Origin of the sequence: Oceanicoccus sp. KOV_DT_Chl, assembly GCF_900120175.1 — a bacterium.
Lineage (GTDB): Bacteria > Pseudomonadota > Gammaproteobacteria > Pseudomonadales > Dasaniaceae > Oceanicoccus.
In genome coordinates, this window is the sequence record NZ_FQLF01000002.1 from 1,267,980 (window position 1) to 1,284,393 (window position 16,414).

The 16,414-nt window shown below is 47.6% G+C and carries 16 protein-coding genes; 9 read left to right on the forward strand and 7 right to left on the reverse strand.

Going from position 1 to position 16,414, the window contains the following annotated elements:
* Positions 1-3 precede the first annotated feature (3 nt).
* Complete coding sequence (gene rpe / locus UNITIG_RS09695) at positions 4-675, reverse strand: ribulose-phosphate 3-epimerase (protein ID WP_101758197.1); 672 nt, start codon at positions 673-675, stop codon at positions 4-6.
* A 93-nt stretch (positions 676-768) separates the two neighbouring features.
* Here rpe and UNITIG_RS09700 point away from each other — a divergent pair, with 93 nt between their 5' ends.
* The 7 genes from UNITIG_RS09700 to UNITIG_RS09730 all read left to right on the forward strand — a co-directional run bounded on the left by UNITIG_RS09700 (position 769) and on the right by UNITIG_RS09730 (position 8,033).
* Positions 769-1,593: a DUF3530 family protein gene (locus UNITIG_RS09700; RefSeq protein ID WP_101758198.1), complete on the forward strand. Its 825-nt coding sequence runs from the start codon at positions 769-771 to the stop codon at positions 1,591-1,593.
* 98 nt (positions 1,594-1,691) lie between these two features.
* Entirely contained in the window at positions 1,692-2,252 is a 561-nt protein-coding gene (locus UNITIG_RS09705) for an LPP20 family lipoprotein (protein ID WP_145999141.1), read from the forward strand.
* A 74-nt stretch (positions 2,253-2,326) separates the two neighbouring features.
* Positions 2,327-2,929: a penicillin-binding protein activator LpoB gene (locus UNITIG_RS09710; RefSeq protein ID WP_101758199.1), complete on the forward strand. Its 603-nt coding sequence runs from the start codon at positions 2,327-2,329 to the stop codon at positions 2,927-2,929.
* Positions 2,930-2,983: 54 nt separating this feature from the next.
* On the forward strand, positions 2,984-4,264 hold the full coding sequence (locus tag UNITIG_RS09715) for a COG3014 family protein (protein ID WP_101758200.1): 1,281 nt from the start codon (positions 2,984-2,986) through the stop codon (positions 4,262-4,264).
* A 21-nt stretch (positions 4,265-4,285) separates the two neighbouring features.
* Entirely contained in the window at positions 4,286-4,654 is a 369-nt protein-coding gene (locus tag UNITIG_RS09720; RefSeq protein ID WP_101758201.1) for an LPP20 family lipoprotein, read from the forward strand.
* A gap of 59 nt (positions 4,655-4,713) precedes the next feature.
* The gene (locus tag UNITIG_RS09725) at positions 4,714-5,325 is read left to right on the forward strand and encodes a hypothetical protein (RefSeq protein WP_145999142.1); all 612 of its coding nucleotides are present in this window, start codon (positions 4,714-4,716) and stop codon (positions 5,323-5,325) included.
* 542 nt (positions 5,326-5,867) lie between these two features.
* On the forward strand, positions 5,868-8,033 hold the full coding sequence (locus UNITIG_RS09730) for a molybdopterin cofactor-binding domain-containing protein (protein WP_101758203.1): 2,166 nt from the start codon (positions 5,868-5,870) through the stop codon (positions 8,031-8,033).
* An 87-nt stretch (positions 8,034-8,120) separates the two neighbouring features.
* Here UNITIG_RS09730 and UNITIG_RS09735 read toward each other — a convergent pair whose 3' ends face one another.
* The 6 genes from UNITIG_RS09735 to UNITIG_RS09760 all read right to left on the reverse strand — a co-directional run bounded on the left by UNITIG_RS09735 (position 8,121) and on the right by UNITIG_RS09760 (position 12,399).
* Positions 8,121-8,804, reverse strand: coding sequence for a hypothetical protein (locus tag UNITIG_RS09735; RefSeq protein ID WP_101758204.1), 684 nt, complete (start codon positions 8,802-8,804; stop codon positions 8,121-8,123).
* 45 nt (positions 8,805-8,849) lie between these two features.
* On the reverse strand, positions 8,850-9,050 hold the full coding sequence (locus UNITIG_RS09740; RefSeq protein WP_101758205.1) for a hypothetical protein: 201 nt from the start codon (positions 9,048-9,050) through the stop codon (positions 8,850-8,852).
* A 222-nt stretch (positions 9,051-9,272) separates the two neighbouring features.
* A complete protein-coding gene (locus UNITIG_RS09745; RefSeq protein ID WP_145999143.1) occupies positions 9,273-9,503 on the reverse strand; it encodes a hypothetical protein in 231 nt (76 codons plus the stop codon).
* Positions 9,504-9,788: 285 nt separating this feature from the next.
* Positions 9,789-10,541 (reverse strand): SDR family NAD(P)-dependent oxidoreductase, encoded by a 753-nt coding sequence (locus UNITIG_RS09750; RefSeq protein WP_101759243.1) that lies wholly within the window; start codon positions 10,539-10,541, stop codon positions 9,789-9,791.
* Between the two features lie 106 nt (positions 10,542-10,647).
* Entirely contained in the window at positions 10,648-11,328 is a 681-nt protein-coding gene (murU, locus tag UNITIG_RS09755) for an N-acetylmuramate alpha-1-phosphate uridylyltransferase MurU (RefSeq protein WP_101758207.1), read from the reverse strand.
* Between the two features lie 48 nt (positions 11,329-11,376).
* Positions 11,377-12,399 (reverse strand): aminoglycoside phosphotransferase family protein, encoded by a 1,023-nt coding sequence (locus UNITIG_RS09760; protein WP_304528929.1) that lies wholly within the window; start codon positions 12,397-12,399, stop codon positions 11,377-11,379.
* 150 nt (positions 12,400-12,549) lie between these two features.
* Here UNITIG_RS09760 and UNITIG_RS09765 point away from each other — a divergent pair, with 150 nt between their 5' ends.
* Both UNITIG_RS09765 and UNITIG_RS09770 read left to right on the forward strand, forming a co-directional pair.
* Positions 12,550-15,102, forward strand: a complete 2,553-nt coding sequence (locus UNITIG_RS09765; RefSeq protein ID WP_101758209.1) for an LPS-assembly protein LptD — start codon at positions 12,550-12,552, stop codon at positions 15,100-15,102.
* Complete coding sequence (locus UNITIG_RS09770) at positions 15,086-16,408, forward strand: peptidylprolyl isomerase (protein ID WP_101758210.1); 1,323 nt, start codon at positions 15,086-15,088, stop codon at positions 16,406-16,408. The genes UNITIG_RS09765 and UNITIG_RS09770 overlap by 17 nt, the downstream gene beginning before the upstream one ends.
* Positions 16,409-16,414 lie beyond the last annotated feature (6 nt).

Below are 16,414 nucleotides of genomic sequence, written 5' to 3' on the forward strand. Positions count from 1 at the left end.
ACTCTATTTAACCAATGCCAGCTGTGCACGCATTTGCGCAATGGCCTCGGCATAATCCGGCTTGTTATAGATAGCCGACCCGGCAACAAAAGTATCGGCACCGGCTTCGGCAATGTCACGGATATTATCAGCCGTGACACCGCCATCAATTTCCAGACGAATATCAAAACCACTGGCATCAATTAACTGCCGCACTTCGCGCAGCTTATCTAAAGTGGCAGGAATAAATTTTTGACCGCCAAATCCCGGGTTCACCGACATCAACAAAATCATATCCAGTTTATCCATCACGTATTTTAACGGCTCCACTCCCGTCGCCGGGTTTAATACCAGCCCGGCCTTACAACCTGCGTCGCGAATCATCGCCAACGAGCGGTCGACATGGGTGGATGCATCAGGATGAAAAGTAATATACGTGGCTCCGGCCTCAGCAAAGCTGGCAATCAAACCATCGACCGGGCTGACCATTAAATGAACATCGATGGGCGCTGTCACCCCGTAATCCCGCAGCGCTTTACACACCATCGGGCCAATGGTCAGGTTAGGCACATAGTGATTGTCCATCACATCAAAGTGAACCACGTCCGCCCCGGCATTCAATACCGCATCGACCTCCTCACCCAAGCGGGAAAAATCCGCCGATAAAATGGAGGGGGCAATTAAATAATCACTCATGGTCTAACCTCTAGGTATATTTGCAGTATGAAAAAACGATAGATGTCGCTATTCTACTGAAAAGCCCATACTAAATCAGTACATAGCGAGACAATGACTACAAACATAACAGCTATTCTCCTTTTACTTAGCCTGCTGATTACGAGCCCGCTATTGTTTGCCCAGGACCCTGATCAGGAATCCGAGCCAGCCGCCCCGGCCACCAGCACAGCAACAGGCACGGAAGATCTGTTAGACCAGCAAGTGCCCAACCATGAAAAGATATGGCTGAACAGTACCGGCGGGCCACAACTAGCTTTTTACTTGAATGAGACCAGCGGCAAAGCCTACGGTGGCGTACTGTTGATTCCCGATACAAATAGGCACCCGGCGACTGCTGGGCTGTTAAACTCTTTGCGACACAGTCTTGCAAGAAACCATTGGCACACATTGGCAATCAAAGTGGCTGATGCTAACGACGAACAAACCCAGCAACTGATTACAGCAGGGATCAGCCAGATGAACCAGCGCGGGATTTATAACCTGGCTATTCTCGGTGAAGGGGCAGGGGCTGCTCAGGCACTGGCATATGTTGCTTCAACACCAGCCTCGCAGCTGAATCAAAATCAATCCAACCAAATTCGCGCAGTATTGCTTATTGATGGTAGTAACCAGGTTCCGAATAGCGACCTTAAAGTTCTAGCCCAATTGGCCGAAATTAAAATTCCGATACTGGATGCATTTTTAAGCAATAACTATCAGGAACAACAGCAGGCTGCAAAACGCAAGCAAGCAGCACGCCGCCACATGAACAAACTCTATCAACAAATCAGGCTGCCGCAAGTCAGTAATTTTGACCCCAAAGAAGATAACCGTATTACCAAGCGCATTCGTGGTTGGCTGGACAATAATGTGGCCGGATTTATGGTTGACCGCTAGCATCAAAAAGCGCAAACAACAATTTTGATTAACAGCAGCAAACGCCAGCAGTACACTGTGACATACTGCCTTTAGATCACCAGCACGGAGTAGCCATTATGAAAACCATCACTACCTTGACCAGCCTGATTATTTTCACTTTACTCAATGCTTGCAGCAGTCAAACCACGGTCGAAAGCGACCTTGGCATCAACGGCGCACCTGACTGGGTCAACCAGGGCACCCAAGCCATCGACAATAACGACGGTCGTTTAATCCATGGCGTCGGGATGGCACCGCCAATGGGTGATAGCTCACTGCAAAAAAATACCGCGAGTAATCGTGCCCGCGCAGAAATTGCCAATATCTTAAAGTCCTACATCGACAGCAACGTCAAGGATTACACCGCCAGCCGCAGCGACACCGGAGCTCAAATGAGCATTGAACGTGAAATCAAAGTATCGACACAACTAGCCTTATCCGGCTCACGCGTTCTCGGTTATTGGAAAGATGATAATACCGGTGATATATACGCCTTTGCCGAACTTAACTTCGATAGTATTGAAGAATTAATCACCCACTCTGATCAACTCAGTGAGTCATTCAAGCAATTCTATCAAGCTAACAACAATGCTAATTTTGAGCGTTTTGTGAAAAGCCAGCAAGCTTTATCCCAATAGGAACCGTTCACTATTAATTTGGTCGAAGCGAAACAACGCCACAACTATAACTCTTTTCAAGCAGAGGATTTACCATGAAAGCCGGCTTTAAATTATCCACCCTGACATTGTTCGCCGTACTATTTATCAGCGCCTGCGGCACTACCGTTAAGCGTATTGATGCCAACGAAACCGTCGACCTGAGTGGTGCCTGGAATGACAGTGACTCGCGCATGGTAGCTGAAGAAATGGTTAGAGATGCCCTCTCTCGCCCCTGGATTTCCCAATTTAGTGCCAAGGCGGGCCACAGCCCCGCAGTTATCGTTGGCACCGTTCGCAACCTCAGCCATGAACATATCAATGTTAATACTTTTGTCGCCGACATGAGCCGCGAACTGGTTAACTCAGGTATCGTCGAATTTGTTGCTTCCAGCAGCGAGCGTGGCGAAATTCGTGACGAACGCAAAGACCAGGACCTGAACGCCACCGAAGATAGCCGCAACGCCGCGGGTCGCGAGCGCGGTGCTGACTTTATGCTAAAAGGCGAAATCAATACCATCATTGATACCGAAGGCAAAGAGCAAGTGCGCTACTACCAAGTGGATCTCACCATGGTCAGCATGGCAGATAACCGCAAAGTGTGGCTGGGCCAGAAAAAAATCAAGAAGCTGATTAAAAACGGCAAGCTACGTTATTAATTACCCCGCCCACCATAACGCATCAGCAAGTAGCATAATATTCAGGCAATGGCTATGCAGGTAACTCCAGTAGCGCGACTCTTGTTTGGGTCGCTACTGACGCTTTGTTTAGTCAGTGGCTGTGTCACGCAGTTACGGCAACAAAATAGTTTTGTCGACAGTATTCGCACGCAGGGGCTGGCACAAACTCAAACTAATCTCGAAAAAATAAAATCCAATGAGCGCAGTATGGCACTGCACTTATTAAACCTCGGCACCTTAAAAAGCCTGAATGGCGACTACCAAAGCAGCAATGCTGATTTAGAACGCGCCAAACAAATTATTAATCGCTTACAAGCCAGTAGCATTACTGAAAACGTGGGTGCAGCCACCATCAATGAAACACTGCGCAGCTACACCGGCACTCCTTCAGAACGGGTACTGCTGCACTTACAAAAAGCACTGAATTATTTACAGCTGCAACAACTGGATGAAGCCCGTGTTGAAATTCTGCAAGCGGATGTCACCATGCAGCAATTAGCGAAGGCCGACTCACTCAGCGGACAGTTAGCCAGCGCGCACTTTATCAGTGGTTTAATTTATGAGCTCAACAGTGAGTTCGATAACGCCATGATTAGTTATCGGCGCGCACTAGCCATTAGCGATCGGCAAAAACAAACTGTACCACTCCCCTTGCAAGATAGTTTATTACAGCTCAGCAAAAGCCAGGATTTCAAAGAGGAATACCAAACCTATCAACGCCGTTTTTCTCACCCTGCCGATACATTAGCAAACGGTGATCGGGAATTATTTATTATTTACACCGATGGTTTAATCAGCCACAAAGAACAGCAACGTATTTCCGTTTACAGCTTTCAACAGCAACAAAATATTGCGCTAGCGGTACCTGTTTATCCTGCCAGTCTTTACTACCCGCAATCATTAACGGTCAACATTGCCGGAAAAAATTACCGCACCGAAATGATTGAAAATATTGAAACTCTCGCCCGCCAGGATTTGAACCAGGCCATGCCTGCTATTACCGCTGCCGCCATGACCCGCATGCTGGCCAAATACCAAGTCACCCATGACGTGCAAAAATCCCAAGGAGAGCTTGCAGGCTTACTAGTAAACATCGCCGGCTCCTTAAGCGAGCGCGCAGATTTACGCAGCTGGAATATGCTACCGTCGTCAATACAAGTGGCGCGCGTTATTATTCCTGCATCAGTTTCAATAAACGATATTCAATGGCCGCCAGAACTTAATCAACCAACCGTGCTACGCTTTAGCGAAGGGAAAAAATTACTGCTTATCGCCAGCAGCCTGCAGCGCTATGCAAAGTCTTCCGCTCCTTAAACAACGCCGTGGAGTTACACCATGAGCACCAAACCTACAGCCTGTTTTCAATACCGTCATTTTCAATGGTCACTCATGCTGCTACTCGCGCTATCAACCATCGCTTGTAGCACTCACCAACAACCTGACTGGATAAACAATCCCGCCGCCCATTATCCTGCTAACCAATACCTCACCGCACTAGGCGAAGGTAGCAGTCGCGAACAAGCCAGCCAGCGCGGGCGCGCCAACCTCAGCCAAATATTTCGTGTCGCCATTACCGATAGCAGTAAGGATTTTTCACAAGCACTAGTCAATCAAAATACCAACGACAAAGGACACCCCAAAGCCAAACCACCAACCAACAACGCGCAGCTCGATATATCAACGCTGAAGCACAAGAGGTATTAGAAGGCAGCCAAACCGTACAATACTGGCAAGCAGATAATGGCAGCATCTACAGTTTAGTGGTGCTGGATAAAATCGAGGCCAGCAAGCGCTTCCAACAAACGATTATTAATGCTGACAAAGCTACGTCAGAATTAATTGATTACGCGTCACAACGCGCCAACAATCCTGTTGCCGCACTCAACGCTCTTGAGCAAGCCCGGCTAGCACAAGCCAATGCCGACAATGCTAAACGCAATCTGGCCATTACCTCAAATAGCAATCGCCCACACCGGTATAGCAGCCAGCAAATTGAAACTCTTATCCGTAACGCACTCGCAAGCCTGCCGGTCACCGTTAGCGCCGACGACCCCGCTATCAAGACCGAATTGGAAAAAGCCGTCTCCGATCTTGGCATGCCCACGGCAACTATTGTTAACTATCAAATTTCAGCAACCCTGGATACCGAACCACTACAACAAAAACAAGGCTGGTGGTGGCTGCGAGGCGCTCTGGAAATGGAGTTAACCCAAATTGAAAACGGCAAAAAAATTACACTGGCCAAACAGCGCTGGCCCATTAAGGAATCCAGCATGGATAAGGCAATTGTTTTGCAACGGGCGCGGGATCATTTGAACTGGAAGTTTAGCGGCTATCTCTACGAGCTACTGACGGATGGTGAAGCGAATAATTAACTTTTCCATTACTAAAAAGCTATCAACCATATGCTAGTACCAGATTAATTATCTATTCACTGAGGATTTTGAATGTAGTATTCCAAATATTACAAACCTGTTGCACTTCCTCTGATATTAGTTGAGGCGAGCAGTGGACCAGCGTTACGTAAAAGCTCGACCCTCTTTCAATAACGCCATCATATCCAGACAACTCATAAAGACGCGAAAAGAAAATCTTTTCATCGTGCTCGCATTTAAACACCGGGCTAGCAATCTCGACAACCGCTCTCACACTCTCACCAATACTGTCACTGATAACATTTTTTAAAGCCTATCATCATTGATTTAACAGGACTCTACCTACTCCAAGTCGCAGAGGCCACGATTAATCCACTTGGAAAATAGCCAGTATTAATTCGGCGCGCCAAGGATTATTATTAGTTAATTGGCAATAAAGCTCATCTCGAAAATTTGCAACAATAGTCCTCTCAAGATGGAACCTTAACTACACTTTTTTGCCCATAGTTAATTATTACCCTGCTATCAACAAGGATTAAGGCATGCTTTCGCGCCGACAACTGATTAAGTTAACCATGCTGACATCTGGCAGCATGCTAGTCACGCTCCCGCTCCGCGCTAGTGCCCAGAAACCAATCGCGGGAGATACGTATATCAATGCGTATCTTGAAATCACTGCTGGCAATGAATTGATCTTCAGTATGGATAAAGTGGAAATGGGACAAGGCGTCATCAATAGCCTGGTCGCGATATTGGCTGAAGAGATTGATACTGACCCGGCCACCATTACCGTTACCATGCCGGTCGTTGGAGCAGACCAGAAAAACCCCTGGTTCCGCCCCAGCTGGGGCACAGGAGCCAGCACCAGTGTGCGCTCATCGTGGGCAGATTTAAGAATGGCCGGCGCGACACTTAAGCAGCGCATGCTTATTGCGGCAGCGCAGCAATGGGGACTTAAAGCCAGTCAATTACGCTGTGAAAACGCTGCGGTAATTACCGCCACCGGTAAGCGAGCCAGTTTTGCGGAACTGGCCAGTGTCGCCGCCAACGTGGAGCCCTCTACCACTGCTATACCTAAAACTGCTGCCGATTATCGCTGGGTCGGCCACAAAATTCCCTCCCAGGATATTGCCCTCAAGTCCACCGGCCAAGCCCGGTACGGTTTTGATACACCGCTACCACCGCAAACCGCTATTGCTATCTGCCTACGCAGCCCCAACCCTGAAGGCAAAATCAGCAGCTGGCAGTGGCGCAAGCAACCGGACAGCAATAGCGTTCAAGTATTGGAGTTTGAGAATTATATCGCGCTGGTGGGGCGCAGTTTTTTCGAACTGCAAAAAATACGTCAGGATATAGAGATCGAATGGACGCGGCCACGGACATTACCAGCCTCTAATGACGAGTTAAAAAAGCGCTTATACACTTCGCTATCAACCCCGGCCGAAGAGGTCTTCAAACAGGGCAGCTTTATAGACAGCACCGGCAATGGCCAGCCGCAAGACACAGTGTCAGCAAACTATTATGTCCCTTACCTTGCCCACGCCCCGATGGAACCGATGAATTGCACAGTACTCATCGACAACGGCCAATGGACATTATGGGCCGCCACCCAAAAACCTCCCCAAGCGCTATCGATTGCGGAAAAGATCAGCGGAATCTCCAGAGAGCATATCACCGTCAACGTACCCTATATTGGCGGTGCTTTTGGCCGGCGCTTAAGACTGGATTACGTTACCGAAGCCTGCCAGGTCGCCAAACGACTGGGGCGCTCGGTGCAGGTGTTGTGGAGCAGAGAAGACGATTTTCAACATTGCTTTTATCGCCCCGCTGCCGCCGCGCGATTAAGCGCAAAGCCTACACTGCAAAGCATTGACCAATTTGACTATCAGGCGACGTCTTCCGAGCCCGGCCCTGCTCGCCCCCAGCACTGGCTGGACAAAATACAACACGAAATTGAAAATCGCTGGCAACAATTTCGTGGAATGCCAACACAAAACGGCCAGGCGATAGAGGGCGTCCACGAAACGCCTTATCAAATATCCGGCCAGCGTATCGCCATTCATTACGCAGATATCGGCTTTCCTACTGGACCGTGGCGGTCAGTGGGAAATTCAATCAGTGGCTTTTTTACCGAATCATTTATTGATGAACTGGCCTGGCAACTCAAACAAGACCCACTCCTTTATCGCCAGCAATTACTTACTGACCCGGCTTTAAAAAAGGTATTGAATACAGTAGCGGAATTATCTCACTGGAAACATCAGAGTCCGCCGGGAAAAGGCGTAGCCACCTATCGCTGCTTTGGTACTGCTGTTGCCATGGTGGTTGAAAGCCAATGGGAAAATGAAAACCTAAAGGTGACGAACGTCTGGTGTGCAATAGATTGTGGTTTGGTCATAGATCCCGACGGCGTAAAAAAACAAGTTGAAGGTTCTATTATGTATGGTTTGTGTGCCGCCTTGTATGGCGACGTCACCATCGAAAAAGGACAAATAGCCTCATCCAATTTTCACGACTATCCCGTATTGAGAATTGATCAAGCACCCAAAATAGAAGTTGCTCTCGTCGCCAGCGATAGACCACCCAGCGGCGTAGGTGAGCCAGCCACACCACTGATCGCCCCCGCCTTGTGCAACGCGTTGTTTTCTTTAACCGGGAAACGAATTCGTGAATTACCGATCATGCCCCACATTAAAGGACTGGGTTAAACCCGGGAACATAACTTCCAGAAACGTCGTGGTAAATTACCTTACGGCTATAATCCAAGCAGCCAAGCAAATGATCAAAAATATTCGTTACGACCCCTTTAATAGATTTTCAACCTGATCGCGAAACTCTTTATCAAGCAGCGTATAAGGTGCTGCATTGCCCCACTCTAAAAATGCGCTAGCTGCCATATTTGAGTCCGCATAATAGGTGAACGAGCTGGCTTCATTGTTTTCAGTATTGGTAATTGTTACTGAAACCCTTATTTTATCTGGTATGCCAGACCAACCTGAAGCCCTGTTCTCATACTCCTTGATTTCAGATGTCACAATATAGGGCTTATCACATGCCTCCAGGGAGCTTACATTTGTAATCTGGTAATGCTTAGCAACAGTGCCCTGAATAATCTCTCCAACTTTCAGTCCACTATCCTTATAGGCTTTACCTTCAAATTTTCCATCTTCAGGAAATATTATGCAAATCCCAGTGCCTAATGGAACTGATATAGATCCACTTTGGGATTCAATCTTTCCATCGGCCACACTTACGCAACCGGTTATCACTGCCATTGCCAGCGCGGGTATTAATATTCTCATAGTTTTTCCTTTTATTTTTGACACCGAGATCACAAATAAACCTAGTGATCCTTGAGTAATTATTCCAAACAAGATTTTTATGTGGCGGCATGGCTTGACCGCCTGCCCTCCTGAAGTATGACGGAAACCACCATCAAAATCTCTTTTCAATAGGCAGTTAGGTAAAATCGACTTCATATAACACCCTGTTATTTTTAGCAAAAATGACCCTACATAGTTTATCTACAATACTAAGCGGCCAAATAAATCGAGAGGATAGCTTGGCCCTTCGAATATTTCCGTAATGTATTTTTTCGTCTTATCCATCAATTGATAAATATTTTTATCGCTTTGCATCACTGCCGATATAATCCCTGTCAATATACCGCCATCACCTACAACCCTGATTAAAGGCTCGCGATTTATATCAAAAATAATTTTCATTTAGGTCATAAAAATCTACGATATTATTATTGATACTAAAAAATATTTCATGACGGGATAATGTCGTCTGACGAGGATCTACAGTTATTTCCGTGTTGTCACTCATAGTAATTTCATTACGTTGCGGAAAAGTATTTATATATCTTTTTTTGAACGCAAACTGTGATCGGTGCTTTTATACACTGAAAACCTCAACTATTGCTCCACTTTCTCAGATTTTCCCTACCAGACCTGCTCCTTCCCAGCCTCTACAACCATACCCGGCTCGACCAAGACGGTTATAATATGCACTTGATCTATTGCCTGTTTAAAATATCGGGCTAGCGCATTAGCCAAACCCTGCTGAAGAGAAGAAACACTCGAACCCGACCACAAAGTGGGTAGATACAATGTTGCCATTACATTATATTTCTTACCCAGCTGCTCGCTGCTCGTCATAATATTAATTGTCATCTGTGCAGCTGACTGGCCTGATTCCTTAGACCACATTTCAATAAGATCGCCTGCGCCCTCTGCACACTCAGATGTGATTAAACAATTAGCAATTGGCATATTTTGATAGCCTATCTTGAGATTATTCGTACGCCGTGAAAAACCGCTAGCGGCAACCAATCCGGCGGGGAGCGCAGCCAAAGGATTGATTCAAACATTACTATCAAACAGTCTTTTTAACAAAGCCGGCAGAACCTGCACAGGACTGTCTTTGACTTTTTCCTTCGAAAAGCATCCAAAAAACCATCAACCCATATAAGCCTGTCCACCATCCACCGCAATACTCTGGCCATTCACATAAGCACAATTATCAGAACACAACATTGCCACAAAATTTCCAATATCCTGTTCGCAATCACCAACTCTTTGCATGGGAATTGAGGCAATAAACTCTGCCGCTTCTTCCGGTTTATTTTCAATCCACCACTTCAAACCAGGTGAGGTTGCATGGGGCAAAATGACATTACTGCGGATACCCTCTTTGGCCCACTCACAGGCCGCCGCGCGGGTTAATGCTCGCGTGGCTTCCTTAACAGCGGCATACGCACCATAACCACTCGCATCCCAACGCTTGGCAGCTGTGCTAGCCAAATTAACAATACAGCCACCCCCTTTTAAATGGGGATAACATAATTTCATTAGTCGCAAGGTTGCCTGTGGACCGGATTGCCAACCCGCTTCCAGCGCTTCATCGGTGATGCTATGTAAATCGCCCAGCGGGACTTCCTGCGCATTGTTGACCAAAATATCAATAGTGCCGAAAGCCGCCACCACTGAATTAACACATTGCTCTAGTGATGATGCATCTTTGACATCACACTGAACCGCTATCGCCTCGCCACCGCGCTGTTGAATAAGCTCACAACTTTGTTGCAGTTTTTCCAAGGTACGTCCGGTGACTGCAATTTTTGCGCCCTGTGCCGCCATCGCCAGTGCGATACCCTGGCCCACACCTTGTCCGGCGCCGGTAATCAACACCACTTTATTCGTTAACATCATAGCCATTTCCACCCTCATTTATTTCAGCAACAGTGTAAGAGTTTTGATAAGCAAAAGAATGTTGAAACAGGTGTTATCGGTTTAGGTAATTAGCCCAAAGTTGAATTTATTGTGTTTGCAAAATTTGTTGTTCCAATTCTTCCAGCCGCTGCGGGGTGCCGACATCGGTCCACTGACCTTGAAAGTGCTCACCATAAACAGCACCCTCATTCATTGCCTGAATCAGCGGCTGACGCAAAGGAAAGGGGCCACTTGGGCAAAAAGAAAATAATTTGGGATGTAAGACGCTGATACCGGAATAGGTTAAACCGATACCGGCAGAATGGTTACGATCAGCAATTAACCGACCTTTTTTAGTCAGGGAAAAATCGCCCTGTGGATTATGTTCCGGATTTGAGACCATCACCAGATGAGCTAATTCTATAGGCTTATCGACTAAATGCTTGAAATTAAAATCGGTCCACACGTCACCATTGGTTAAAATAAAAGGGGCTTCACCTAACAGCGGTAAAGCTTTGGCGATGCCTGCTCCGGTATTGAGCGGCTCACCCTCGGGGGAGTATTGGATGCTGGCACCAAAGGCGGCACCGTCACCCAACGCCGCTTCAATTTTTTCGCCTAAATACGCATGATTGATCACAATATCGGTCACACCTACTGCTACCAATGCTTCAATGTGATAAACAATTAAAGGTTTACCTGCACAGGGCAATAATGGTTTGGGCAAATTATTTGTTAGCGGTCGCATTCGCTTGCCAAGGCCTGCTGCGAGGATCATTGCTTTCATACAGTGACATCCATTAAGTTTCTATCCATTGAACGCTAAGCGTATTGTTTACGAATGCTTGCTGCTTTCAATGCTTTGCAACAGTTCTTGCAACAATTGCAACTCTGGCTGACGGTGCACCGCACTTTGCAAGTAAGTAAAAAACCGCGGTACATCTTCAAGGTAACGTGGCTTGCCATCGCGATGGCAAATACGGGCAAAAATACCGATGACTTTTAAATGCCGCTGACAGGCCATGAAATCGCAATCGCGCTGAAAATCAGCAAACTGTGCCGGCACCGGTAAACCCTGCTGCTCAGCTTGCTGCCAATACTGCTGCTGCCACTGTTCAATTTTTTGCTGCGGCCAACTGATAAACGCATCACTGAACAAACTGGCAACATCATAGCTAATCGGGCCGTAAACTGCGTCCTGAAAATCCAGCACCCCCACACCATTATTGACTGCTGGCATTAAATTTCGGGGCATATAGTCTCTATGCACAAAGGTTTTTGACTGCGCTAGCACCTGAGCGATTAACTGATCAAATAAACTATCCAGCAGCTGTCGCAAGTCACTATCAATCGTCAGTCCCAAATGCCGCTGCAAATACCACTCTGGAAACAATTCCAGTTCACGCCGCAGCAAAGCCTCATCATATTCAGGCAGTACACCCTCCTCACTGCTGCATTGAAATTTCAGCAACGCGTCAATCGCATCAGTGAACAAATCATCCGCTCTGTTAGCCTCAAACCCGGCATTCAACATCACATCCAGATAAGTCTGCGGCCCTAAATCGCTTAGCAGCAAGAAGCCCTGCTCAATGTCCGCTGCCAAGATCTCTGGCACCTGCACTCCGGCGTTAGACAACAACTCGGCCACCCGCACGAAGGGGCAACAGTCTTCTTGCTGAGGCGGTGCATCCATGGCAATCAAGCTGCTGCCATTATGCTGATAGCGAAAATAACGCCGAAAACCAGCATCACTGCCTGCACTCTCCCCCTGCAGTTCAACACCCAACTGCGCCGCCAGCCACTGTTCTAATAATTGCTGACGCTGATCAACTTCAAGTTTTTTTAATGGTAAGGACAAAAAGGTTCCCCTTGAACTCTGGCAATACTGACCGCTGATGGTACGGGCATTTGCCCACATAATGCTTTATTATCCACGTTCTTAAAAACCGGGGAAAGTATTTGGCCATTTATCTGGCCAGCCGGCGATAATTTTAATGCCCATATATTTATGACATCAGTTTTTTCATCATTGATTAGCAGACCCTTTTTTAGCCTGATTATCGCTGCAAGCGCTGCGATAGCCGCGGCAAACCCTGACGCGCCCGCTAAACAACAATGGACTTGCCTACCTGGCGATGATGGTGAGTGGCAATGCCAGCCAGCTACGAATACAGCTTCAGCCATCAGCAGCGATAACTCACAGCCCTCAAGCTTAGCTGGAAAACCCCGCGCAGCAACTATCCCCAGCGCCACCACGGCGGAATCTTATCGCCAGTGGGATTGGGTTCCAAAATCACAATTAACAGACCCTTCGGTATGTAAAACAGGCTGTGACGGTGCTTATATTGCACCACCGGCCGACTGGGATAACGCTGATAAGGACCCGAAAAACGCACCGCTAATGGCTAACGCTGATAATTCCACAATGGGTAATTCCAGCGTAAATTTAAGCGGTGACGTGGTGCTGACGCAGGGCAGTAGCTTTGCCCGCGCTGATCAGGCAACGTTAAATCGCAGCACCAATCAATTTTTACTGACCGGTGATATCCTGGTTCGCGAATCCAACCTGCTGGTGCGGGCCGATCAAGCGCAGTTTAATACTGTGAGCAAAACAGGGGCTTTTTCCGGCGCTCGCTTCCTGCAACACAAGTCAGGTTTACGGGGTGAAGCCCAGCTATTGCAAAAACCCAATCCCACAACGCTCGACTTAAGCCAAGGCACTATCACCCAATGCACGCCGGGTGACGAAATTTGGTATTTCAAAGCCAGCAATATCCACTTGGATATGGACGAAGGTTGGGGGGAGGCCCATCACGCCCGGCTCTATCTGCAGGATATACCGGTACTGTACACGCCTTATATAACGTTTCCGATTGATGATCGCCGCAAAAGTGGCTTTTTATGGCCCACTCTGGCCAGTAGTGATTCCAACGGCTTTGAAATTACAGCTCCTTACTACTTCAATATTGCCCCAAACTATGACGCCACTATTGCCCCGCGCTATATCGAAAAACGCGGCATGATGACCGAGTTAGAAATGCGGCAGCTAAGCCAATACGGTAGCTGGACAGTGGGCGGCGCCTTTTTGGAAGATGATCAATATACTGAAGTTGCTGAAGATATTGATGAAGACACCCCCAGCCAAAAAAAGCGCTGGCTGGGAACGATCAAACACTCAGGCAATCTTTTGGGGTTATCAACCAGCATTGATTACAACAAAGTCAGTGACATGGACTTCTTTCAAGACCTGTCAACCGAAAGTCTTGAACTCAAACGCTCGACTCACCTAAACCAGCAAGCAACCGTCCGCTTTATCACTAACCAATGGCAAACATCGCTCACCGCTCAAGAATTCCAAACCATAGATGAGACGATCGCCAAACAATACAAACTGATGCCCAGCCTATCGATTAATAAAAACAATAGTGGCGTTAATTTCCACCCCGAAACATTGTTTACCGCTAATTTTACCGATTTTGAGCACGAGCAATCTATCGATGAAGGCGGTAACTTTGTTACTGGCCAACGCAGCTATGCAGAAGCCGGTATACGCTACCCCATGCAGTGGGCTGCGGGCTTTATCGTCCCGACCGCCAAACTGCGGTCGGTAGCTTATGATTTGGATACAGTGCAGGCCAACGCCGATGACACGCCAACAGCTACCGTACCGCTAGCCACACTGGATATGGGGCTTATTTTTGAACGCGCGACCGAATTTTCGTCAACATCTTACACACAAACTCTGGAACCTCGGCTTTACTACTTTTACAGCGATTATGAGGAGCAGGCGGGCAACCCGGACTTTGATACGAAAGAACTCACTTTTGGCTATAGCCAGCTGTTCCGTGACACACGTTTTTCTGGCTACGATCGGCTGGACGACGCCAATCAGGCATCGATTGGCGTTACCAGCCGATTTATCGACAATGCCGAAGGCCGGGAACAACTCACCCTCAGCCTTGGTCAAATATTTTATTTTGCGGATCGCCGGGTACAGCTAAACCAAATAACGGAAGCAGACGAGCTACCCAACTCCCACATCGCGGCAGAAGTACAATTTCAGCCAACTGATCGATTATGGCTTAGCAATACCGTACTCTGGGATTCCCGTCAGGACGAGATTGAAGAAGGTGGTGTTAGCATTCACTACCAAACAGCTGGCAACAGCTTATACAATTTAGGCCACCGCTTTCGGCGCGGGGCGGGTATTGGCCGCAAAGACAACGGCGAACGCGCGGATCTGTCACAAACTGACGCTTCTTTCGTTTTGCCCATTAATAATCAGTGGAGCACCTTTGCTCAATACCGCTATGATGTGGAACAACATCGCTCGGTTGATCAGTTAATCGGCCTCCAATATGAAGATTGTTGCTGGATGGCGCGATTGATCTATCAGGATAATTTTGACGATGAATACACTGACACCATAACCAACGAACCGGTCACTGAATACGACCGCGCCTTTATCATTGAATTTCAACTCAAAGGTTTTGGCGGCGGCAACTCCAAAGGCGAAAGCCTGTTAAAAGAAAGTATATTAGGGTATGAAGATCTTGAATAAACATATAGCAGCACCTCAAACATTTCAGCAGCGTCTATTCACACTTACGGCCAGTGCGATTCTCGCCGTGTTAGTCAGCACCGGGCTGAGTTACAGCAATAACACGCAGGCAGAAACCCAGATGCTGGATCAAGTCATCGCAATTGTGGACGACGATGTAGTGCTAGCCAGCGAATTGCAGGAGCGCATGCGTCAGGTCGTACTCAATATCGAAAAAAGCGGCAAAACCGCACCGCCGTTAGCAGAAATTCAGCAAGAAATACTTAACCAGCTTATTTTGGAAAATATTCAATTACAGATGGCTAATCGTGCCGGCGTTCGCATCAGTGATGCCGAGCTGAATGAATCGCTGGCCCGCATTGCTGGCCAAAACCGGATGACTATCGCCCAATTCAAAGCGGCGCTGGAAAATGACGGTTTATCTTATACCGCCACTCGCGAACAAATTCGTAAAGACATGATGTTGCAACGCGTACAGCAGGGTAACGTCAACCGCTCTGTTCAAATTACTGATCAGGAAATTAACAACTTTCTTGCCTCAGAAGAGGGAAAAACGTTAACCGCTCCTGAATACCGGATGCTGCACACACTTCTCCCCGTTGCCAGTGGTGCTGATCAAGCGACCATCGACGCAGCGCAGCAACGCGCCGACACCCTGTATCAACAAATCCAATCCAGCAGCTACGAGCAAGTACTGACTGCCGCCAAACTGGAAATCAACGATTTAAGCTGGCGTAAAGCCGCAGACCTTCCCAGTTTAATTTCAGACTTGGCCACCACACTCGACAAAACCGAGACTGCCAAGCCGGTACAAAGCCCAAGCGGCTTCCATCTGGTCAAGCTGCTAGATAAGCGCGGTGACGGCGAGGTTATCCCCCAAACCAAAGCGCGGCATATCTTATTAAAGTCGTCGGCCATCCGGGATGAAAATGCCACCAAAGCCGAAATCAATAATTTGCGCAAAAAAATTATTAACGGCGCTGATTTTGCTGAACTCGCTAGAAAATTTTCTGAGGATATTGGCTCTGCGCAAGAAGGCGGTGATTTGGGCTGGACCAGCCCCGGCCAATTGGTCGGCGCGTTTCAAACCGCCATGGATGATACCGATATCGACAAAGTGAGCCCGGCTTTTCGCAGTGAATATGGCTGGCATATTTTACAAGTACTTGAGCGCCGTGAAAAAGATGTCACCGACGATATTCGCAAAAATATGGCACGCGGCTATATCCATCGCCGTAAATATGATGACGAACTACAAACCTGGTTGCAAAAAATTCGCGACGAGGCTTATGTTGATTTTAAATAATCCCAA